The organism is Listeria grayi DSM 20601 (assembly GCF_000148995.1).
GTDB lineage: Bacteria > Bacillota > Bacilli > Lactobacillales > Listeriaceae > Listeria > Listeria grayi.
Genome location: NZ_GL538353.1, coordinates 668,808 through 689,407 on the forward strand (window position 1 = coordinate 668,808; position 20,600 = coordinate 689,407).

Genomic DNA, 20,600 nt, shown 5'->3' on the forward strand with positions numbered 1-20,600 from the left:
TTAGTTAGAGCCAGAGGGGATTTTTTTTTATGCTTCGCTAGCAAGATTTTGATCGGAGCTTTCCTTATCGAGTGAACCGGTAGCTCGACTAGTGACAATACCTGCTACCATGCTGTCGCTGACATTAAGTGCAGTACGTCCCATGTCGATCAGCGGTTCGATCGAAATCAATACTCCGGCAAGTCCGACCGGTAAGTTCAATGTCGAAAGGACGATGATCGCAGCGAATGTTGCACCACCGCCGACACCAGCTACGCCAAAGGAGCTGACTGCTACAACGGCGATAACCGTAAAGATAAAACTCCAAGAAGCAGGATTGATACCCGCTGTTGGGGCGATCATGATCGCCAGCATCGCCGGATAGATCGCAGCACAACCATTTTGACCGATGGATAAACCAAAGGAGGCGGCAAAGTTAGCGATCCCAGAAGGAACTCCTAGTTTTTGCTGAGCATCGATATTAAGTGGTAGGGCACCAGCACTTGTACGTGATGTGAAGGCAAATGTAAGTGTCGGAAGCGCAGTCCGCACATAAGTGATCGGGTTGACACCGGACAAACTTACGATCAGCAAGTGAACGATGAACATCGAGATCAGCGCTACATAAGAAGCAATCACGAAGTTTCCGAGTTTCAAGATCGCGTTCAAGTCACTAGTTGCTACCGTGCTGGTCATGATCGCAAAGACACCATATGGCGTCAAACGAAGGATCAAGCGGACGATACGCAAGATGATCGCGTAAACGGCATCAACACCTGCAGAGAAGCTTGCTGCCTCTTTTGGCTGTTTGCGTTTGACACCTAAGAAAGCAATACCGATAAAGGCAGCGAAAATAACGACTGCGATCGTGGAAGTTGCTCTAGCTCCAGTGAAATCCAAGAATGGATTGGATGGAAGTAGTTCCAAGATCTTTTGCGGGAAGGAGAGATTGCTGATACTTGCGAACTTATCTTGCAGTTCTTTTGCTCTAGAAATCTCGATTGTGCCTTGTGAGATATGATTAGCATCGAGTTGGAATAAAAGGGCATAACCGATCCCGATCAAAGCAGCTACCGCCGCAGTTACTACCAAAGTTCCAATGATCCATAGACCGATTTTAGCAACGTTGGTTTTAAGCTGCAATCTGGTGAATGCCGTAATGATCGAGATGAAGATCAGCGGGATCGAGATCATTTGTAAAAATTTGACATACCCGCTGCCGATAATCCCTAACCAGCTCGTAGTATCTGTTGTTACCTGACTTGCTGAACCATACGTAAACTGGATAATAAAACCAGCGATGATCCCGATCGCTAACGCAAGCAGTACCCGTTTAGAAAAAGAAACATGTTTCTTCTCCAGAAAAATAAAACCGGCAATAATCAGCGCAGCGATCACTAAGTTAACCACTAACAAAAACGTATTCAATTCATTTTTCCCCCTTTAATAAAATAAAATATATAATTCCGATAAGAATTGTAAGTATTACCTTACATGGAATTGGCTTTTTTGTCAATGGATTTAATCCTAAAAAAGACGACACGCTTAGCGAGCCGTCAGACTATCGAAAATCAGCCATATTTGGTTGATGAAAATGCTGAGATTCTAAGGAGGAGTGGAAGGCAGATTCTAGCGTTTAAGATACTCAGACAATGGAATAGATCAAAGGAGCTGGATCGTCTTCATAAACTTTGCTTTGGTCTCCTCCATTTTCTCATCAAAAGGAAGTTCTGCTTCGGTATTGACCCAGTCGTTAAAAGCAAATTCAAAAATTTTGATCCCTAAATTAGCAACGATCGAAGCTTGAAAAGGATCACTGCCTTCTTCGATCAGTTTTTCCGTGATTTTTGCTTCGATAAAATGAAATTTAGTTTGTTCTCGTTCTCTTAATTCTTGTGTTGAGGAGATCACCTTGGCTCTGTATTTAGAGTGGGCATGTAGATCTTTGAAAAAGACTTTGGTCGCCCGATAAAAAGCTTGATATACTTTCTCGAAATCCGAAACTGTTTTAGGCTGTTGATCTAATTCTGCTAAGATCGAATGAAGAAAAGTGGCCGATTCGCTGAAGAGAACTTCTTTCTTTTCTGAAAAATACCGGAAAAATGTTCTTTCTGTGACGTTTGCTCTTTTGGCGATTTCTTCCGCTGTCGTCAGGGAATAACCTTTTTGCTCAAATAATTCTAAAGCGGCTTGTTCCAGTCTGTCGCGGGTATTTAATTGCGGTTGTTTTTTTTCTTTATCCATATTAAGTGGCTCCTAGTTATTGACGTCAGTGACTGACAGAGTTATAATGGCTTTGTCAGTGACTGACATTCGTGTCAAATTATCTTATTTGCTAGTAATTTTACAGGTACGAGGCAAATATATCAATCGGAAGGACGGATTTAAATGAAAATATTTTTAACAGGAGCAAGTGGTTTTATCGGAAGTGCTGTTCTAAAAGAACTCTTGGAAAAGGAGTATGAGGTGGTTTCGTTAGCACGCTCGGAAGCAGCAAAGGAAAAAATCTTAGCTATTGGCGGAGAGGTAGTGATAGGGGATCTGGAATCGACGGAGATCATTGCTGAGGCAGCCAAGGAGGCAGATGGCGTTATTCATTTAGGATTTATCCACGACTGGGCGAACATGGAAAACTCGAGCCGGATCGATAGAGAAGTGATCCAAACGATCGGCGATGCCTTAGTTGGAACTGAAAAAGCCTTTATCGTGACTTCTGCTATCGGTCAATTTCCGGCTGGTGAGCTCAAAAAAGAGACGGATGCGATCGATAAAAGCAGTTTAAGAGGTCCTAGTGAAACAACTGCCTTAACCTACCAAGATAAAGGTGTGCGTGTAATGATCGTTCGGCCGGCACCAAGTGTCCATGAAGACGGACACTCCGGTTTTATCGATGGACTTTTCGACCTTGCAAAGCAAAATGGCAGATCTTATTATGCCGAGGGAGCGTATCACTGGTCCGCTGTCCACTTGGCAGATATCGCAACGCTGTACCGGCTTGCGATTGAAAAAGGCGAAAAAGGGGCTGCTTACCACGGCGTTGCGGAATCAGATATTCCGTTAAAAAGCATTGCTGAGAAAATCGGTGAAAGCCTAGGATTGCCTGTCGAAGCAATTGCTGATGAAGAAGCTCCTGGCAAGTTTACATGGTTGGCCAAGTTCACTTTAAGAAATGTTTGGGGCGACAACGAACTAACGAAAGCTGCTTTAGGATGGGAACCGACCCATCTTGGATTATTAGAAGATCTAGAGCAACGAAAATAAACAAAAAAGCTCCGCCGAAAAATTTCTTCGGCGGAGCTTTTTGTTACAAGAAACGACTCACTCAGCAAGTCATCTTAAACAAAGAATAGCACACAGAAATACATAAATGCTGTACCCGCGATGACAAACAAATGCCAGATCGCATGCATATAGGGAACATGTGGAATGCTATAAAAAATGGCTCCCACAGTAAACATGATACCGCCAGTCAGTAGCAAATAAAAACCAGCCGGACTTAAATTCGTGTATAGGGATTTAGCAGCGAAAATCACCAGCCAACCCATCAACAAATAAATAATGGTAGAGAGCGTTTTGAATTTGCCTGTCATAAAGACTTTATAAACGATCCCGGCGATCGCAAGTCCCCAGACAACGCCGAACAACGTCCAACCAAGCGGGCCTTGCAGTGTGATCAAGACAAAGGGTGTATAAGAGCCGGCAATCAATAAGTAGATCGCTGAATGGTCCAGAATGTTAAAAACCGTTCGTGCCTTACATGGTTTAAAACTGTGTAGCAAGGTGGAACAAATATACAAAATCATGAGAGAGATCCCATAAATCAAAAAACTTGTTAAATAAATCGGATTTTCTTTTTGAGCGCCAAAAACGATCAAGAGAACGAGTGCAGGGATGCTGAGCAAAAAGCCCAAGCCATGCGTGATCGCGTTTGCGAGCTCTTCTTTCCAATTATATTGCAGCGTGCCTGTTTCCATTTTATCACCATCTTTTCTAATTACCTTTATCATACGCTTTATCAGACAACTTGGAAAGGAAAAGCCGAATTACTTAGCAAATCTTTACTTTTACATACGGATATCTAAGTGTATGAATGGCTACCTAGCTTTACTTCCTGTATAATAGAAGAAATAAAACCAACATGGCGAAAACTATACTAAAGCCTTTGCTTGATTCATGCGTCCAAAGTACGCATCGTTTCGAAACTTGGCTTTTCCTGAGGTTTGAATTTTCCGTCAGCATGGAACTACTATTTTTTACAATGTTACGGCTAATTAAAGAAATGGATGTGAAGGCATATGGCAAAAATTAAAATCATTACAGACTCCACAGCAGAAATCACACAAGCGGAAGCAGAGCAATACAATATTGACGTACTTCCACTAACGGTGGAAATAGACGGCACGACGTATGTACCTGGGGAAGATATCGAATCCGAGAGCTTTATGGAAAAAATGGAGCATGCCGAAAAATTGCCTAAATCTTCTCAGCCGGCAATCGGCAAATTTGTGGAACTATACGAAAAGTATGTGCGAGAAGGCTATCAGATCATCTCCATCCACTTGACAGAAAAACTAAGCGGAACTGTGGCGACGGCCAGACAAGCAAGTGAGATCGTAGGCGGTGATATTACCGTGATCGATTCCGATTACATTGCTCGCGGACTTGCTTTTCAAGTCATCGAAGCAGCAAAATTGGCAAAAACTGAAACCGTCTCAGCCATCGAACAACGACTTGCCGAAATCCGCGCGAAAACGAGCCTGTATATCGTCGTGGTCAGTCTTGACAACCTTATCAAAGGCGGACGTGTCGGGAAAATGAAAGGTCTTTTGGGAAACTTGCTACAAATCAAGCTGATCGCAAAGCTTTCCAATGGAGAATTAGCCGAAGAAGCAAAAGTACGCAGCAATAAAAAAATCATTACGTATTTAGTAGACAAAATAAAAGAAGAAAAAGAAAAGATCGTTGCATTGGATATCGTCCATGCAGATGGTTGGCAGCTGGCAGAAAGTTTCAAAACAAGTGCCAAAGAATGGATCAATCACTTGAAATTGCCAATCTCATTTGCAGACCCGGTTATCGCGACACATGCCGGAAAAGGTGCCTTTGCAGTTATGTATTATACCGAGTAAAGTGAGTGAAGAAGTTGAAAAAGAGAACAATCATCGTTTTATTGACAGTCATCTTGATATTTGCGGCCGCCGCGATAGCTTTTATTTTTTGGAAGCAGCCGCTGAAAAAAGAAGTAGCCCCGAAAAAAACACCCATCCACTTAGTAGCAATGGGAGATTCGCTGACTGAAGGAATCGGTGATGAGACGAAAGCGGGCGGCTATGTCGGTATCATCAAGGAAGACTTGGCGAAAGATAAGCAAGTGACAAAAATAACCACAAAAAACTATGGCGTCATGGGCAACAAGATCGATCAGCTGAGCAAGCGCTTCAACACGCAGCCAAATTTCCAAAAAGATGTCAAACAGGCAAATATCATCACCATCACGATCGGTGGCAATGACGTCATGAAGATTTTAAAAAGCCGGTTGCTGAATACAAAAGTGAGTGATTTTTCAACAGGAAACAAGCATTTTCAAAAACAACTGAAAGACTTGCTGAAGGCGATCCGCAAAGAAAATAGCCGAGCGCCGATCTATCTGGTCGGTATCTATAATCCATATACGACCTATTTCGGCGATATCAAAGAATTTGAAGAAATCATCTCGGCATGGAATGCAAAATCAAAGGAAACGCTCCAAACAGTTCCGAATGCGCATTTTATACCGATCGCAGATAAGATCGAAACCTTTGATAAAAAATGGCAGAATAAACCAAATCCGCTGCTTGCGAAAGATCATTTCCACCCGAATCGCAAAGGATATGAAAAAATCGCCACAGCGCTTGAAAAATCGATTCGCAAACAATTACGCGCGAATAAAATCCCATTATACGCAGTAAAATAGAAAGGTGTTAGAACAGTGAGTGAAAGAATAAATCGAAATAAAGGGAAAAGAAACCCTTGGAAATTAGCTTTTTGGATCACGATCGGGATCATCCTCGTGTTTTTGGCATGGATCTTCGTTTCTATTTTCATCCTCAGTCCGCAAAGTGAGCCGGAACCAGCGAAATTGATCTCCAACAAAAAAGCCGTTCCGTTTCATACCACGACTACTAAAGCGGATCTAAATAAATTAGTAGCCACTTATTTGCAGGATTTCAGTAATGAGCAGGATATCGGTTACGATATTTTTGTCGGGAATAAAGTTTACTTTAAAGCGACAGGACATCTTTTTGACCATCCGATCGAACTTAGACTCTCCTTCTTGCCGACAGTAGTCGATGATGGGAATGTGCAGTTGAAACTGGAAGACATGTCAGTCGGCGCATTGCCACTGCCGGTCTCTTATGTCATGCGCTATGTCAGCAAGTCCTTTACATTCCCAGACTGGGTAACGATCATTCCTAAAAAACAAGAGATCTACTTGGACTTGACGAGATTGAAATTAAAAGGTGATACCAAAGTAAGCATCGATACGCTAGATTTGAAGAAAGATGATATATCGTTTACACTCTTAGTACCAGTTAAATAAGGGGGCAATCAACATGGCAGAAAAAAATCTCGAACAAGCAACATTCGCAGGAGGATGTTTTTGGTGCATGGTCAAACCGTTCGATTCTATTCCAGGGATCGAAAGTGTCATTTCCGGCTATACCGGTGGACATACAGTAAATCCAACTTATGAGGAAGTATGCAGCGGAACGACCGGACATACAGAAGCAGTGCAAATCACATTTGATCCGGAATTGTTTCCATATGAAGATCTAGTGGAAGTTTACTGGCAGCAAACTGATCCGACTGATAGTGCCGGACAGTTCGTCGATCGCGGTGATTCTTACCGTCCTGTTATTTTTTACCATAATGAGAAGCAAAAAGAAATCGCTGAAAAATCCAAAGCAGCTTTACAAAACAGCGGTCGCTTCAAAAAAGAGATCGTCACTCAAATCGAGCCGGCTGAAACTTTCTATCCCGCAGAAGATTATCATCAAGATTTCTATAAGAAAAACCCGGCGCATTATCAAGGTTATCGAAGCGCATCTGGTCGGGATCAATATATTGAGTCCATTTGGAAAGGATGAATAGCTATGGAAGAATCTGAAAAGAAGGATAAACTGAAACAGCTAACAGACCTACAATATAAAGTGACACAAGAAAATGCTACCGAAAGACCGTTTCAAAATGAGTTTTACGATAACGCCGCTAAAGGTATTTATGTCGATATCGTTTCCGGGAAGCCGCTTTTCAGCTCAACGGATCAATATGACGCCGGCTGTGGCTGGCCGAGTTTTACAAAGCCGATCAATGAAGAAGAACTGCAAGAAAAACGTGACATCTCAGCTGGGATGATTCGGACCGAAGTTCGTTCGACAGATGCGGATTCACATCTAGGGCATGTTTTCCCTGATGGCCCGCGCGACAAAGGCGGACTTAGGTATTGCATCAACTCCGCGGCATTACGGTTTGTTCCGATCGACCAATTGGAAAAAGAAGGATACGGCGAATATCATATTTTGTTTGAATGAAAAAGAAAGGCTGGAGATCCACATCGTGGTCTCTAGCTTTTATTATGGAGGGATCGCAAATGTTTCGTTTAGGAATTATTGGACTTGGAAGTATTGCACAAAAAGCTTATTTACCGGTGATAGCAGGACGTAATGATGTGGAAGTGCACCTTTACACGCGCAATGAAGTGAAACGTAAGGAACTATTAGCCAAATATCGCTTTGCTACGGAGCATGACTCTGTAAAAAGTCTGATCGATAGCGAGGTAGAAGCAGTTTTTGTTCACAGCGCGACCGTCTCGCATCCGGAGATCGTCCGCGAATTGATGGAAGCAAGCGTACCGACTTATGTCGACAAGCCATTGGCAGATAATTATCAGCAAGCACGCGAATTGACAGAGTTGGCGAGCAAAAAAGGAGTAGCATTGATCACTGGCTTCAATCGGCGTTTTGCCCCTTTTTATCAAGCTTTGAAAGAAACGGCAGATGTCAATATGATCACGATGCAGAAAAATCGCGCCAATCAGCCTGCAGAAGCACGCAATTTTATCTTTGATGATTTCATCCATGTAGTAGATACGGTGCTGTTCCATTTAGCAGAACCAATCGAACGATTCCACGCTATTCCGCAGTGGGAAGCGGAAAAGCTGGCAAGTATCACGGTACAGTTCCAAACGAAGAATAAAGTAGCCACTGCCAGTATGAACCGCAATAGCGGCGTGGCAGAAGAAGAACTGACGGTCATTTCCAAGACTGGGAAGCAGACCGTCCAAAATTTAGATGTAAAAAAACACAAAGTCGGGATCGAACAAACGACTAGCCGTTTCCCTGATTGGGATACGACGCTCTACAAACGGGGCTTTGAATCCATCATCACTGCTTTTATTGAGCAAGTGAAAACAGGCGAAGAACCTATTATACCAATGAAGGAAGCACTGGCCACTCATGAATGGTGTGAAAAAATTTTAGAAAGTATCCAATCGTAACTTTCTTTTTTTCGAAAAATCAACTATATTAAATACAGAAACAATGAAAGAGGTGATAACCGTGGGCCGATCATTCTATCATTATTTAATGACCTATCGCGACCCGGAATTATCCGATGAAAAAACAGAATTTGCAAGGCATGCCTACCGAGATCATGGCTTTCCGAAACAGTCTACGAATTATCATCAGTTATGCGATTACTTGGAATTCAACGTAACTTATCTGCCAAGCATGCGCATTTTTGACGAACTTTGGGAAAGCTATTTGTTAGACGAAGAAAAACATAAATGAGGAGGAATACTTAAATGAGTATCCATATTGAAGCAAAACCAGGCGAAATCGCGGAAACGATCTTACTGCCTGGCGATCCACTACGTGCCAAATATATCGCCGAAACCTTTTTAGAAGAACCTAAATTATTTAATCAAGTGCGGGGCATGCTGGGCTATACAGGTACATATAAAGGCAAAAAAGTCTCTGTCATGGGAACTGGAATGGGGATCCCGTCGATCTCTATCTATGTGAATGAACTTATCCAAAGCTATGATGTGAAAAACTTGATCCGTGTCGGCACAATGGGCGGTATGCAAAAGGATGTAAAAGTTCGCGACGTTGTCATCGCACAAGCAGCTTCAACTGACTCCAAGATCAATACAAATACGTTCCCGGGCGTAGAATTTGCCCCGGTTGCCGATTTTGATCTATTGAAACGTGCCTATGATGCAGGCGTAGAAAAAGGTTTAGCGATGAAAGTCGGTAATGTCTTTTCCTCAGATCGTTTCTACAATGACGAGTTGGACAAACAAAAATTAGCAGATTACGGAATTTTAGGAATCGAAATGGAAGCAGCAGCTCTCTATACTTTGGCACATAAATATGGACGCAAGGCGTTGGCGATCTTGACAGTAAGCGACCATATCTTCACTGGCGAAGAAACCAGTGCAGAAGAACGCCAAACGACGTTTAATGATATGATCGAAGTTGCGCTAGACGCAGCAGTAAAATAAGCTTTTTGAAGTAAGGAAGGTTGTTGATTTATGAATACGTTCATCTCCATCACGGTCGCGATCATGATCGCCTGCACCGGGACAGTGAATAGCCACTATAACCAGAACAAGCAGGAAGGGACAGAAAAAAATAGCGCTACGGAAAGTAAAACTTCTGCTAAAGAAGAGAAACTTGCCACGCTTAAAAAAGATCCGCTCTATCCATTCATTGCTAAACAAAATAAGCTGACGGAAAAAAACGACATCACGTATATCAAGAACGAAGCTAATTTACTCGTCCTTGCCAATAAAGACTTTTCGCTGCAGCCCACCTACGCACCTACGGATCTAGTCGTTCCTGATGTGAAATTCTCATTTGGAGATCAAAAAATCGAAAAAGCGCACATGCGTAAAACGGCAGCCGACCATTTAAAAGAAATGTTCCAAGCAGCACAACAAGACGGACATACGCTGTTTGCAGTTTCAGGCTATCGCTCCTATAAACGCCAGCAGCAAGTTTTTCAAGCGGAAGTTAGCAGCAAAGGCGATAAAGCAGCCCGAGAAGCAGTCGCATTCCCAGGAACCAGTGAACATCAGACCGGACTCGCAATGGATATCTCTTCAGAAAGCCAATCCTACGAACTCACTTCTGCCTTTGGAGAAACGCCAGAAGGCAAGTGGCTGATGAAAAATGCCCATAAATTCGGCTTCATCCTGCGCTATATGAAAGGGAAAGAAGCTATTACGAAGTATGAATATGAATCGTGGCATTATCGCTATGTAGGTAAAGATGCTGCCACAATTATTTACCAGCACGATTGGACGCTGGAAGAATTTTTCGAGCATGTTCATGAGTTGGAACAAAAAATAAACGCGTTACAAAAATAAAAGAACGCCGGCAAATACGGATCTTCGGAACGAGCAAACTGTTTTTCCCTGAAGAAGGTATTTCCGGTGTTTTTTTCTTTACTTAAATACCTTGGGGGGGTATAATGGAAAAGTAAAGGAGGTCGTGAGCATGGATAAAAAACATCCGATCGTCCCACGTGACGAGGAGGCAACGAAACAAATCCAACATCGGTTACGCCGGATCGAAGGCCAAGTCCGGGGAATCCAGCAAATGGTAGCAGATGATCGCTATTGTACGGATATTCTTGTACAGATATCCGCCGCGAATAAGGCCCTTAAAAAAGTAGGACTCGAAGTATTGGAACACCATACGGAACATTGTATGACACATACTACAGAAGAAGATAAAGGCGAGGCAATGGACGATCTGCTTCAAGCGATCCGCCAATTTTCGAAGACATAAGAAAGAAGGGAATAAGCATGGAAGAATCCAAAAGACAGGATCTAAATGTGTTTGGCATGACTTGCGCAGCCTGTGCGACCCGGGTGGAAAAAGCATTGAATGGCGCAGAAGGAGTCGAAAAAGCCAATGTCAATTTAGTAACAGAAAACGCGGCTGTTTACTATGATCCAGAGGTCGTGACGACAGAAAGACTGATTGAGATCGTGGAGCATGCCGGCTATGATGCAACGGAGCTACTTTCCAAAAAAGAGAAAGACGACATGTTGGCAGCCAACTACCGAAAGGAAGTACGTCGGTTTGTTATCTCGGCTGTTTTGTCACTCCCATTATTGCTGACGATGATCGGCCATATCCCAGCTGTGGAACATACCGCTTTTGCCGAACAGACGATGAAGATCGTTTCACCGACTGTGCAGCTGATACTTGCAACGATCGTTCAATTTTTCATCGGTTATCGTTTCTACGACGGCGCTTATAAATCGCTTCGTGGCAAAATGGCAAATATGGATGTACTCGTAGCACTCGGAACTTCGGCAGCATACTTTTACAGTTTGGCCATGTATGTGATAGCGATGCTTGATCACATGGCGATGCCGCATTATTACTTTGAAACAAGCGCAGTACTTATCACGCTGATTTTGCTTGGGAAGTTACTGGAATCTTATGCGACCTCACGAACCACAGAATCGATCAGTAATCTACTAGCTTTAAAACCCAAAGAAGCATTGATCTGGCAAGGCGAAAACTTAGTGAAGATCGATATCGATGAATTAAAAGTCGGTGATACCGTCCGTATCTTGCCAGGCGAAAAAATTCCCGTCGATGCGGAGATCATTCACGGCGAAACGAGCGTCGATGAATCCATGATTACAGGCGAAGCAATTCCAGAAGAGAAAAAAGTCGGGGATGCAGTGATCGGCGGAACGATTAATTATGACGGTACCATCGATGCTAAAATGACCAAACGTTTGGAAGAAACGGTCTTGGAATCGATCATTCGTCTTGTAGAAGAGGCGCAAGGTAGCAAAGCACCGATCCAGCGTTTAGCAGATAAGATCTCCGGTATTTTCGTCCCGATCGTCGTTGCGATCGCCGCACTGACATTTGTCGTGTGGATACTGGCGACAGGCGATTTTGGGAGCTCATTAGAAGCAACGATCGCTGTTCTGGTTATTGCCTGCCCTTGTGCCCTTGGGCTCGCTACTCCGACCGCTATCATGGCAGGAACGGGAAAGGGCGCCGAAACAGGTATTTTATTCAAAGGCGGCGAACACTTAGAACGTACCTCAAAAATCTCGACAGTCGTATTTGACAAAACTGGGACGTTGACAGAGGGAAAACTGCAAGTAAGTGAGACAGATCAAGCCGACCCCGACTTTTTATCAGACATTCTTGCGTTAGAACAAACATCTGAGCATCCAATCGCCAAAGCAATCGTCAAACACGTGACCGCTCATCATCCGGATGTACAAGCAGCCGTGAACCTCGAAAAGATCCGCAGCCGTGTTGGTAAAGGGATCCATGCGAAGAAAGCCGGCGAGAAAGTGGTGGTTGGTTCGCTCAAAACGATCCAAGCGGCAGCGTCGATCCCAGCTGATAAACAAACGGTATTACAAAGCTGGGAACAAGCAGGCAAAACAGTTATCGCAATGGCGATCGGTGGAAAATATGCCGGGGCATTCGCACTGAGCGATACGGTCCGTAAAGAGGCCAAAGACGCGATCGACCAATTACATGCATTAGGAATCAAAACGATCTTAGCATCTGGAGATCAAACGATCGTCGTCCAAAATATGGCCAAACAGCTTGGCATGGACACCTATTACAGTGAACAGACGCCGGAAGAGAAGCAAACGCTAGTCAACCATTTACAAGAAAAAGGCGAAGTGGTCGGCTTTGTCGGCGACGGCATCAATGACGCGCCAGCATTAGCGGGAGCAGATATCGGGATCAGCATCGGTACCGGAACAGACATTGCGATCGAAACTGGCGATGTCACATTGATCGGCGAACGCGTGACCCTTGTTCCGCAAACCATTGAACTCAGCCGCGTTAGTATGCGTAACATCAAGCAAAATTTTTTCTGGGCATTGGCTTATAACTGCGCTGGCATTCCGATCGCCGCACTAGGATTATTAGCACCATGGGTAGCAGGTCTTGCGATGGCAGGAAGTTCCATTTCTGTAGTCAGCAATGCCCTTCGCCTTAAAAAATATAAATGGAAATCAGAAAGGAAGTAGAAAATGATGGAAAAAGTATTAGAAATCGAAGGTATGACATGCGCGCATTGCGTCGCTCGTGTAAAAAGTGCATTAGAAGGCGTCGCTGGCGTGACGAGCGCTGAGGTCGACTTAGAATCCGGCACAGCAAAGCTTCATTTACAAGCAGCTGTTACAGACGATGTTTTGGAGGGAGCAGTGGAAGATGCGGGGTATGAGATCGTATAAAAAGAACACTTCTGTTAGTGAATAATCCACTGACAGAAGTGTTTTTCTTTATATTCCTACAAAAAGATACCCAAATTATCTAAAAACTGGTAAAATGAGGGAGTTAAATGTAATTTTGATACATAGTGCATAGTTTTTTAAAGAAAGAAGCGGTGAAAATATGAGTGAAGAAAATCCCCAAGACAAAGATGAAAAGCTTGGAAAAGGCTATATAAAAATAAAATTATTTCCGTTTATCATGCTGATTTTTGCTTTTGTCTTCGTTACAGCATTGGTGACGACGATCGTCATGTCGCTTGGTGCGGATAAACAAGTAAAAGTAAGCATTCCAGAGCGTAAAGAATTTACGAAACTATATAGTGTTTATGATGAGATCGCTAAAAAATACTATAAGGAACCGAGTGCCAGCAAAATGATCGATGGTGCGATCAAAGGAATGGTCGGTTCTCTTGATGATCCATACTCCACGTTTATGTCTAAAAAAGAAGCATCAGAATTTGATGATACGATCTCTTCCAGTTTTGAAGGTATCGGCGCAGAGATCCAAGAAAAAGACGGTAATATCGTCGTTGTGTCGCCAATCAAAAATTCGCCTGCCGAAAAAGCAGGCCTGAAACCGCAAGATGTGATCGTTAAAGTCAACGGCAAAGCGTTGAAAGGGAATACGGCAACTGAAGCAACGCAAAAGATCCGCGGGGAAAAAGGGTCAAAAGTAGACTTAGTGATCCAGCGTCCAGGTGAAGAAAAGTCTTTCAACCTAACGATCACTCGTGACAAGATCCCGGTAGAAACGGTTTATAGCACGATGGGCAAAGACAAGATCGCCCACATTACGATCAGCACATTTTCTGAAAACACTTATAATGAGCTGGAAAAAGCATTGAAAAAACAAGATGATAAAGGCATGAAAGGGTTAGTGCTGGATTTACGCGGCAATCCCGGCGGCCTGCTTGATCAAGCTGTCGACATCAGCAGTTTGTTCATCGATAATGGCAAGACCGTTGTGCAAGAGCAGCCACGGGACGGTAAAAAAGCAGTTATTACAGCTGACAGCGCGAAACATGACAATTACAAAGTCACTGTTCCGACAACGATTCTGATCGACGGCGGCAGTGCCAGCGCTTCGGAGATTCTTGCGGCAGCTGCAAAAGAATCCGGCAATGTGAAATTAGTAGGAACAAAATCATTCGGTAAAGGAACCGTTCAGACGGCTGAACCACTAGAAGACGGCTCAACGATCAAACTTACGATCGCAAAATGGCTTACTCCTGATGGCGAATGGATCCATGAAAAAGGGATCAAACCGGATTATGAAGTGAAGATGCCAGCTTATGCAACAAGTGCGGTTCCTTCTCCTAAGAATACGTATCAGCTCAATGATTTCGGCAAAGAAGTCAAAAATATTGAAACGTATCTAAAAGCCCTTGGCTTTAATGTCGGCAAAGTGGATGGCCTTTATGACTTAGATACGCAATATGCGGTCAGCCGTTTCCAAGCGGAAAATGATTTGGAACAAACTGGTAAAGTAACTGGAAAGACCACAACGAAATTGATCGAAGCAATCCAAAAACACTTGCAAAAAACAGATCCTCAATTGAAAAAAGCAAAAGAACTTGTAAAATGAGGTGGTAGCGATGGAAAACTATTTAGAGATTGAAACGTTCACGAAACGAATTTTCAACAGCATGCGCCACGAAGTCGAAGGTGTTCTCAAGAAAAAATTGAGTGGTAGCGAATATCGTATCCTAAACTTGATCGCGAACCAAGTAACAAAAACGTCTGATCTCGCAAAACTGCTAGATGTTTCGGCGAGTCATATCACAGCGATCACGGACGCGTTAGTCGAAAATGATTTTATCACGCGTTCGCGGTCTACGAAAGATCGGCGGATCATTGAATTATCCCTGACTGAAGCTGGCCAAGCATTCGTTGCGGATATTGAAAAACAAAAGCGTGCGATCATGATGAAGCATTTCTCGGTTTTTACACCAGAAGAAGAAATGGAGTTCAAACGATTATTGAAAAAGCTGGCAGAAGCACCGCTAGACTAAAAACCATTTCCATCTTGTTTCTAAGTAAAAGCGAGCCCTTTATTTCAAACGAAATAAGGGGCTTTTTTGCATGCGTACGTTTACCTCCCTGTTTTTAGTGGAAAAAGTAACCATATGAAAACGATCCAAGAAGGAGGAAACAGCATGGAGTTAGGTCTACAAGGGAAAATCGCTTTAGTAACGGGTGCTGATTCAGGAATCGGGCTTGCGACAGCGAAACAATTAGTAAAAGAAGGAACGACCGTTATTTTGACGGATAAAGAAACAGAGCGTTTGAAAGAAGCAGCGGATCAATTTGATTCGGGAGCAAAGGTGTTTTACCACCCTGCGGATATTACCAAAGTGTCCGATCTAGAAGCACTTCATCAATTTATTTCCGAAAAAGTCGGGAAGATCGATATCTTGGTCCAATCAGCTGGTATTACTGGAGCGCAAGGATTGTTCCATGAAATCGACGACGCTGGCTGGGTCGATACGATCGAAGTGGATCTGTTAGGACCAGTACGAGTGGTCAGAGAATTTTTAGCAGATTTGCGCGCAGGCGGTTGGGGCCGATTAGTGTTGTTGGCTTCAGAAGATGGCGTGCAGCCATATGATGATGAGCTGCCATACTGCTGTTCAAAAGCCGGGATCTTGGCGTTCGCCAAAGGCTTATCGCGGACCTATGCCAAAGAAGGTTTACTTGTGAACTGTGTTTCTCCTGCTTTTATCCACACTCCTATGACCGATGCAATGATGGATAAACGGAAAAAGGAACTAGCTGTAACAAAAGAAGAAGCCATTGCATCCTTTTTAGATGAAAAACGGCCGTTTATGGCGTTGAAGCGCCGAGGAGAACCAGAAGAAGTTGCGAGTGTCATCACTTTTCTATGTTCGGATAAGGCTTCGTTTGTCAACGGGTCGAATTATCGCGTTGACTCCGGTTCAGTAGCCACATTTTAAAGAAGAGAGGGGAACCAATCATGCAAAAAGAATATCAATATGTGATCGTCGGCGGCGGGATGGTCGCTGATTACGCGGCGAGAGGAATTAGAGAACATGATAAGGAGGGCTCGATCGGTATTTTTTCCACAGATACGGATGAACCTTATACGCGTCCGGCTCTAAGTAAAAAACTATGGACCGATGAATCTTTCACAGAAGATAAAGTCCCATTGAACACGAAAAAGGAAACACGAGCCGACATCGCACTGGAAACAAAAGTAACTGCTATCGATCGCGAGGCGAAGCAAATCGAACTTGGCAGCGGAGAAAAAATCGGCTATGGGCAGTTGCTCCTTGCCACTGGCGGAGAACCAAACCGCATCAAAGGCGAACCGAGCGACCGCGTCATTGCTTTCCGTACTTTTGCTGATTATAGGCATTTACGCAAGCTTGTCAAAGAGCAAAAACATTTCATCGTTGTCGGTGGAGGATATATCGGAACAGAGATTGCCGCGGCGCTCGTACAAAATGGCGCAGAGGTAACGCTTGTTGTTAGCGATGAGAAATTAGGAAGTTCCATGTTCCCTGATCAACTGGCTAGCGAATATCACCAAACTTTTGAAAAAAATGGCGTAGAGATCGTGACTGGCAGAAAAGCAGACAAGTATGAAGAAACAGATGATGGACTTCAGGTTACTTTGGATAACGGAGATGTTATGAGTGCAGACGCACTTGTTATCGGACTGGGCGTAGAACCACGCATCGAATTAGCTGAAAAAAGCGGTTTGGCAGTGGATGACGGCGTGATCGTCGATGAACAATTCCAAACAAGTGATCCGAATATTTGGGCAGCAGGCGATATTGCTTTTTATCCAGATGCTATTTTAGGAAAACAACGCGTAGAGCACGTTGATCATGCCCGCAATTCCGGGAAAGTCGTCGGCGAAGCAATGGCGGGAGCAAGCGTACTTTATACCTACACCCCGTATTTATACTCCGTCGTTTTCGATATTTCTTGGCAGGCGATCGGCGCATTAGATGCCTCGCTTGATACCGTGATCGATGATCGCGAAAACGGGAAAATCGTCTTTTATTTACAAGAAGGAGAGTTGAAAGGTGTGCTCTTGTGGAATGTAGAGGTGGAACTGGACGATGTTCGTGCCTTGCTTGCGAAGCCAGAAGAACCACTTGTTGGCAAGTTAAAGGAGAAAAGTTGAACGTAAGAAAATAAGGAGACAGCAAATCCACTTGATTTGCTGTCTTTTTTTATGGGATGGTTAAAAATAGTGAAAGTTTACCGCATAATGGTATTTTTAGAAATATAATTAACTATTAACATGAGTAATTGGTATGAAGGTATGGAAAGCTTTAACAAATTTTAAAAGTTCGTTCTGTTTACTTATGATAGCGCATACAATACAATGAGAATGAATGAACATACCTAAATCGATAGACACATCAAGGAGGAAGACAACATGAAAATAAGAATCGCTAGCACGATAACAGTCATCATCTCTATCCTCGTATTCATCCATTTTGACAGTAGTGATGTATCCGCAGAGGCAACCACGAATGATGTTCAAATGCTTTATCAAAAAGCAATCAGTGAAAAGAAAGTGAATCCAAATAGGTATACCTTTCAAGCCTTTCAAGAAAACTATAACTTAGGAAAGGCAGATTACTTTGCAATGAAAAATATAGTCGGATCTGGATTGGATTATAAGAGCTGGTTTGGCGAAATTGCCAATTACGGGGCTTTTCCAGATGGAGAAGGCCACTCGTCGTCTGAAGCTAAGACAAGTAGCATGCTTCGCGGCAGCCAAACTTCAAATGGGAATAAATTGAAAAAAGCAATTAGGAAAGGTGATATTTTGATTGTTAGTAGTGGGGGAACGGGTCACGCCGCTATTGCAACGAGCGATAACTATATTTTAGAAATGACTGGGGGAGGAAACATTGTGAATTGGACAGTGAAAGCAATCAAAAACAATAATCATCAATTTAGTAAGGATAATTGGATATTTGGCAGAAAGAGTGAACAGGGAATAAAGCCGGATAAACATATCGCTTATTGGATCCAGTTATGGCGAGTCCCCAATAAAAGTATAGCGAATAAAGCAGCAAGTTATGCGGATAAAATTTTTTGGAATAGTAACCATAAATATGAAAAAAATAAGAAAATCGATTATCGTGTGACCACCTATACATCAACAAAAAATCCAAATTACTGCTCAAAGTTAGTATTTCAAGCTTATTATTATGGGGCAGGCAACGCTAATGTTATACAACCTCAACTGATTGGATTAACATTTGTATCGCCTTCAGCTCTGCCAAATACATTTACAAGTAAGTATGCTCCGAAAAAAATTGGAACATATTAAGTAAGGAAGTGGAATGATTGAAGAAATGGAAGTTGATTTGTTTCATCCTTGTAGTTATCGTTATTGTTCCAATAGTTGGGTATACAAGCTATATTTATATTCGGGTTCATCAAGCTAATACGCAAATTGATCAAGCAATTAAAAAGTTAGGGATCCCTCAAAATGAAATTGTTGTTTTAAAGAAAACGGCTTATAACGCACAACCGCTATTTAGCGCAGAATGGTTTCCGAAAACGATCACAACAAAAAAAGATTATGAGACATGGAAAAAAATAGTTTTGAAAAATAAGAGGTATTTAAATGGGCATAAGCTAAAAAATAAAGATGCAGTTAATTCAATAAAAAATTGTGAAATAACCTATGATTTTACTTACCGCGCACGCAGTAAGTCTGTAGAGGTGGATTGTATATATGGAGAAAATTCGGCAACAAAACAACAAATTCAAGAATATTTTTCCTATAGAATATTGGATAAATTCAAGACCGATTGATGACTAAAACAACTAAAAAAACACGGGATCAACCACTTTCCAAAAGGTTGACCCACGTGTTTTTTCACGAATTAATCAAATGAAAATCGTCTCTCCGTCCATCGCATCCGCAAATACAAGGTTGCTGCGGCTACTCCAAGCCCCGTGCTGAGACCGATCCAAAAACCGAATGCAGCAAGTGGTGTGAACGATAGGAAGTACCCGACCGGCAAGCCTATTGCCCAATAAGCGATAAAGGCTACGATCGTAGTGATCAAGACATCTTTATAACCACGTAGCGTTCCAAGTACCGGGGATAGCACGCTGTCAGCGAATTGGAACAAAATGGCATAGAGCAAGAAATGCGCGATCAATTGTTGCAGGCTGTTGTCTGTGGAATAGAACGTAGCGATCGTATCGCGGAACAAAAACAGTATAATACCATTTATTACACCGATCCCGACTCCAAAAAACAATCCGATTCGCCGATAGGCAAGGGCAGCTGCCCGTTTTTTCGCCCCGACTTCATAGCCGACTAAGATCGTCAGTGTCGAAGCGATACTAAGCGGAAATGCGTAAAGCAATGTACAGATACTGTTGGCGGATTGATGAGCTGCGATCGTGAAAGTACCGAATCGGCTCATTAATATGGTTACCGCAGAAAAAATGCTCGTTTCAAATAAGATCGTTAGTGCGTTAGGGATCCCGATCTGAATGATCTCTTTCATTTTACTTGCACTAATTGGTGAGAGCGCCTTCCAGATCTGAAAGGTTTGAATTCGATTCTGAGTCAGCGTCAAAATGACCGTTACTAGCAAAACGATCCAATACGTTATCCCTGTAGCAAAACCGCTCCCAGCTCCGCCAAGCTCTGGGAAACCCCATTTTCCGAAAATAAGCAAGTAATTGAGCAGGATATTGCAAGGTACGGTGGTGATCGTGATCAGCATCGTTACGCGCGTCAAGCCGAGCGCATCGATAAAAGAACGCAAAACGGCTGACAGGAAAAATGCCGGCAGTCCGATGCAGATGCCGATCAAGAACGAATGCGCGATTTTTCTTACGTCTGCTGTGACGCCTAGGTGTTCCAAAATCGAAGGAACACATGCAAACTGCACAAAAAATAACAAAAGTGCTACTATCAGGGCGATATAAAAACCATTATGCACAAAGGAGCGTACTTGGGATTCTTTTTTTGCGCCGATCAATTGGGAAATAATCGGAGTGATCGCCATCAATAGTCCAGAAAGGGCGGCGTTGACAGGCGCCCACAATGAGCTGGCGATCGCGACGCCGGCGAGAGCTCCGCTGGAATAATGACCAGACATCGTTGTATCGAAAAAAGTCATCGAGAATAATGTTAGTTGGGTGATGACGATTGGTGTGAAAATCGTCAAAAAGTGTCTGCTCTTAGCGATGTAGGATTCAAATAGCAATGGAAGCGTCCTCTCTCTTTAAATTGCGTACTACGGATTTAGTATAGCATATCTTTTTTCGCTTGTATTTATAAAAA

General features: G+C 43.0%; 23 protein-coding genes. 19 read left to right on the forward strand and 4 right to left on the reverse strand.

Annotation, left to right across the window (positions count from 1 at the left end):
* Positions 1-27: 27 nt before the first annotated feature.
* A complete protein-coding gene (locus tag HMPREF0556_RS10775; RefSeq protein ID WP_003758506.1) occupies positions 28-1,407 on the reverse strand; it encodes an L-cystine transporter in 1,380 nt (459 codons plus the stop codon).
* A gap of 234 nt (positions 1,408-1,641) precedes the next feature.
* Positions 1,642-2,223 carry a TetR family transcriptional regulator gene (locus HMPREF0556_RS10780; RefSeq protein WP_003758508.1) on the reverse strand — a complete coding sequence of 194 codons (582 nt, stop codon included), beginning with the start codon at positions 2,221-2,223 and terminating at the stop codon, positions 1,642-1,644.
* A 144-nt stretch (positions 2,224-2,367) separates the two neighbouring features.
* On the opposite strand from HMPREF0556_RS10780, the gene HMPREF0556_RS10785 reads away from it, so the two are divergent.
* Complete coding sequence (locus HMPREF0556_RS10785; protein WP_003758510.1) at positions 2,368-3,240, forward strand: SDR family oxidoreductase; 873 nt, start codon at positions 2,368-2,370, stop codon at positions 3,238-3,240.
* Between the two features lie 74 nt (positions 3,241-3,314).
* Here HMPREF0556_RS10785 and trhA read toward each other — a convergent pair whose 3' ends face one another.
* Entirely contained in the window at positions 3,315-3,953 is a 639-nt protein-coding gene (gene trhA / locus HMPREF0556_RS10790) for a PAQR family membrane homeostasis protein TrhA (protein ID WP_040486775.1), read from the reverse strand.
* A 321-nt stretch (positions 3,954-4,274) separates the two neighbouring features.
* On the opposite strand from trhA, the gene HMPREF0556_RS10795 reads away from it, so the two are divergent.
* The 18 genes from HMPREF0556_RS10795 to HMPREF0556_RS10880 all read left to right on the forward strand — a co-directional run bounded on the left by HMPREF0556_RS10795 (position 4,275) and on the right by HMPREF0556_RS10880 (position 19,108).
* Positions 4,275-5,108: a DegV family protein gene (locus HMPREF0556_RS10795; protein ID WP_003758515.1), complete on the forward strand. Its 834-nt coding sequence runs from the start codon at positions 4,275-4,277 to the stop codon at positions 5,106-5,108.
* A 5-nt stretch (positions 5,109-5,113) separates the two neighbouring features.
* The gene (locus tag HMPREF0556_RS10800; protein WP_003758516.1) at positions 5,114-5,932 is read left to right on the forward strand and encodes an SGNH/GDSL hydrolase family protein; all 819 of its coding nucleotides are present in this window, start codon (positions 5,114-5,116) and stop codon (positions 5,930-5,932) included.
* Between the two features lie 15 nt (positions 5,933-5,947).
* Complete coding sequence (locus HMPREF0556_RS10805; RefSeq protein WP_003758519.1) at positions 5,948-6,559, forward strand: YpmS family protein; 612 nt, start codon at positions 5,948-5,950, stop codon at positions 6,557-6,559.
* 13 nt (positions 6,560-6,572) lie between these two features.
* Positions 6,573-7,106 carry a peptide-methionine (S)-S-oxide reductase MsrA gene (msrA, locus tag HMPREF0556_RS10810; RefSeq protein ID WP_003758520.1) on the forward strand — a complete coding sequence of 178 codons (534 nt, stop codon included), beginning with the start codon at positions 6,573-6,575 and terminating at the stop codon, positions 7,104-7,106.
* 6 nt (positions 7,107-7,112) lie between these two features.
* Positions 7,113-7,550, forward strand: coding sequence for a peptide-methionine (R)-S-oxide reductase MsrB (gene msrB / locus HMPREF0556_RS10815; RefSeq protein ID WP_003758523.1), 438 nt, complete (start codon positions 7,113-7,115; stop codon positions 7,548-7,550).
* 59 nt (positions 7,551-7,609) lie between these two features.
* On the forward strand, positions 7,610-8,515 hold the full coding sequence (locus HMPREF0556_RS10820; RefSeq protein ID WP_050777024.1) for a Gfo/Idh/MocA family protein: 906 nt from the start codon (positions 7,610-7,612) through the stop codon (positions 8,513-8,515).
* A 61-nt stretch (positions 8,516-8,576) separates the two neighbouring features.
* Positions 8,577-8,807 carry a YozE family protein gene (locus tag HMPREF0556_RS10825; RefSeq protein ID WP_036106997.1) on the forward strand — a complete coding sequence of 77 codons (231 nt, stop codon included), beginning with the start codon at positions 8,577-8,579 and terminating at the stop codon, positions 8,805-8,807.
* A 14-nt stretch (positions 8,808-8,821) separates the two neighbouring features.
* Entirely contained in the window at positions 8,822-9,523 is a 702-nt protein-coding gene (deoD, locus tag HMPREF0556_RS10830; RefSeq protein WP_003758528.1) for a purine-nucleoside phosphorylase, read from the forward strand.
* Between the two features lie 30 nt (positions 9,524-9,553).
* Positions 9,554-10,390, forward strand: coding sequence for a M15 family metallopeptidase (locus HMPREF0556_RS10835; protein WP_003758530.1), 837 nt, complete (start codon positions 9,554-9,556; stop codon positions 10,388-10,390).
* A gap of 130 nt (positions 10,391-10,520) precedes the next feature.
* A complete protein-coding gene (locus HMPREF0556_RS10840) occupies positions 10,521-10,814 on the forward strand; it encodes a metal-sensing transcriptional repressor (protein ID WP_036106994.1) in 294 nt (97 codons plus the stop codon).
* A gap of 17 nt (positions 10,815-10,831) precedes the next feature.
* Positions 10,832-13,054 (forward strand): heavy metal translocating P-type ATPase, encoded by a 2,223-nt coding sequence (locus HMPREF0556_RS10845; protein ID WP_003758534.1) that lies wholly within the window; start codon positions 10,832-10,834, stop codon positions 13,052-13,054.
* Positions 13,055-13,057: 3 nt separating this feature from the next.
* Entirely contained in the window at positions 13,058-13,261 is a 204-nt protein-coding gene (locus HMPREF0556_RS10850; protein WP_003758535.1) for a heavy-metal-associated domain-containing protein, read from the forward strand.
* Positions 13,262-13,421: 160 nt separating this feature from the next.
* The gene (locus HMPREF0556_RS10855) at positions 13,422-14,885 is read left to right on the forward strand and encodes a lmo1851 family serine protease (protein ID WP_003758538.1); all 1,464 of its coding nucleotides are present in this window, start codon (positions 13,422-13,424) and stop codon (positions 14,883-14,885) included.
* A gap of 10 nt (positions 14,886-14,895) precedes the next feature.
* Positions 14,896-15,312 carry a MarR family winged helix-turn-helix transcriptional regulator gene (locus tag HMPREF0556_RS10860; protein WP_003758540.1) on the forward strand — a complete coding sequence of 139 codons (417 nt, stop codon included), beginning with the start codon at positions 14,896-14,898 and terminating at the stop codon, positions 15,310-15,312.
* 144 nt (positions 15,313-15,456) lie between these two features.
* On the forward strand, positions 15,457-16,254 hold the full coding sequence (locus HMPREF0556_RS10865) for an SDR family NAD(P)-dependent oxidoreductase (RefSeq protein WP_036106982.1): 798 nt from the start codon (positions 15,457-15,459) through the stop codon (positions 16,252-16,254).
* 20 nt (positions 16,255-16,274) lie between these two features.
* Entirely contained in the window at positions 16,275-17,453 is a 1,179-nt protein-coding gene (locus HMPREF0556_RS10870) for an NAD(P)/FAD-dependent oxidoreductase (RefSeq protein ID WP_003758545.1), read from the forward strand.
* 258 nt (positions 17,454-17,711) lie between these two features.
* Complete coding sequence (locus tag HMPREF0556_RS10875; RefSeq protein WP_003758547.1) at positions 17,712-18,617, forward strand: hypothetical protein; 906 nt, start codon at positions 17,712-17,714, stop codon at positions 18,615-18,617.
* 17 nt (positions 18,618-18,634) lie between these two features.
* The gene (locus HMPREF0556_RS10880) at positions 18,635-19,108 is read left to right on the forward strand and encodes a hypothetical protein (RefSeq protein WP_003758549.1); all 474 of its coding nucleotides are present in this window, start codon (positions 18,635-18,637) and stop codon (positions 19,106-19,108) included.
* 71 nt (positions 19,109-19,179) lie between these two features.
* Here the strand turns inward: HMPREF0556_RS10880 and HMPREF0556_RS10885 are convergent, their stop codons facing one another.
* Positions 19,180-20,523, reverse strand: a complete 1,344-nt coding sequence (locus HMPREF0556_RS10885) for an MATE family efflux transporter (RefSeq protein ID WP_003758552.1) — start codon at positions 20,521-20,523, stop codon at positions 19,180-19,182.
* Between the last annotated feature and the right edge of the window lie 77 nt (positions 20,524-20,600).

Bases quoted from the DNA above. Each gene is read 5' to 3' on its own strand.
- HMPREF0556_RS10780 (WP_003758508.1), bottom strand. From the start codon at position 2,223: ATGGATAAAGAAAAAAAACAACCGCAATTAAATACCCGCGACAGACTG.
- HMPREF0556_RS10785 (WP_003758510.1), top strand. From the start codon at position 2,368: ATGAAAATATTTTTAACAGGAGCAAGTGGTTTTATCGGAAGTGCTGTT.
- trhA (WP_040486775.1), bottom strand. From the start codon at position 3,953: ATGGAAACAGGCACGCTGCAATATAATTGGAAAGAAGAGCTCGCAAAC.
- HMPREF0556_RS10795 (WP_003758515.1), top strand. From the start codon at position 4,275: ATGGCAAAAATTAAAATCATTACAGACTCCACAGCAGAAATCACACAA.
- msrA (WP_003758520.1), top strand. From the start codon at position 6,573: ATGGCAGAAAAAAATCTCGAACAAGCAACATTCGCAGGAGGATGTTTT.
- msrB (WP_003758523.1), top strand. From the start codon at position 7,113: ATGGAAGAATCTGAAAAGAAGGATAAACTGAAACAGCTAACAGACCTA.
- HMPREF0556_RS10820 (WP_050777024.1), top strand. From the start codon at position 7,610: ATGTTTCGTTTAGGAATTATTGGACTTGGAAGTATTGCACAAAAAGCT.
- deoD (WP_003758528.1), top strand. From the start codon at position 8,822: ATGAGTATCCATATTGAAGCAAAACCAGGCGAAATCGCGGAAACGATC.
- HMPREF0556_RS10835 (WP_003758530.1), top strand. From the start codon at position 9,554: ATGAATACGTTCATCTCCATCACGGTCGCGATCATGATCGCCTGCACC.
- HMPREF0556_RS10840 (WP_036106994.1), top strand. From the start codon at position 10,521: ATGGATAAAAAACATCCGATCGTCCCACGTGACGAGGAGGCAACGAAA.
- HMPREF0556_RS10845 (WP_003758534.1), top strand. From the start codon at position 10,832: ATGGAAGAATCCAAAAGACAGGATCTAAATGTGTTTGGCATGACTTGC.
- HMPREF0556_RS10850 (WP_003758535.1), top strand. From the start codon at position 13,058: ATGATGGAAAAAGTATTAGAAATCGAAGGTATGACATGCGCGCATTGC.
- HMPREF0556_RS10855 (WP_003758538.1), top strand. From the start codon at position 13,422: ATGAGTGAAGAAAATCCCCAAGACAAAGATGAAAAGCTTGGAAAAGGC.
- HMPREF0556_RS10860 (WP_003758540.1), top strand. From the start codon at position 14,896: ATGGAAAACTATTTAGAGATTGAAACGTTCACGAAACGAATTTTCAAC.
- HMPREF0556_RS10865 (WP_036106982.1), top strand. From the start codon at position 15,457: ATGGAGTTAGGTCTACAAGGGAAAATCGCTTTAGTAACGGGTGCTGAT.
- HMPREF0556_RS10870 (WP_003758545.1), top strand. From the start codon at position 16,275: ATGCAAAAAGAATATCAATATGTGATCGTCGGCGGCGGGATGGTCGCT.
- HMPREF0556_RS10875 (WP_003758547.1), top strand. From the start codon at position 17,712: ATGAAAATAAGAATCGCTAGCACGATAACAGTCATCATCTCTATCCTC.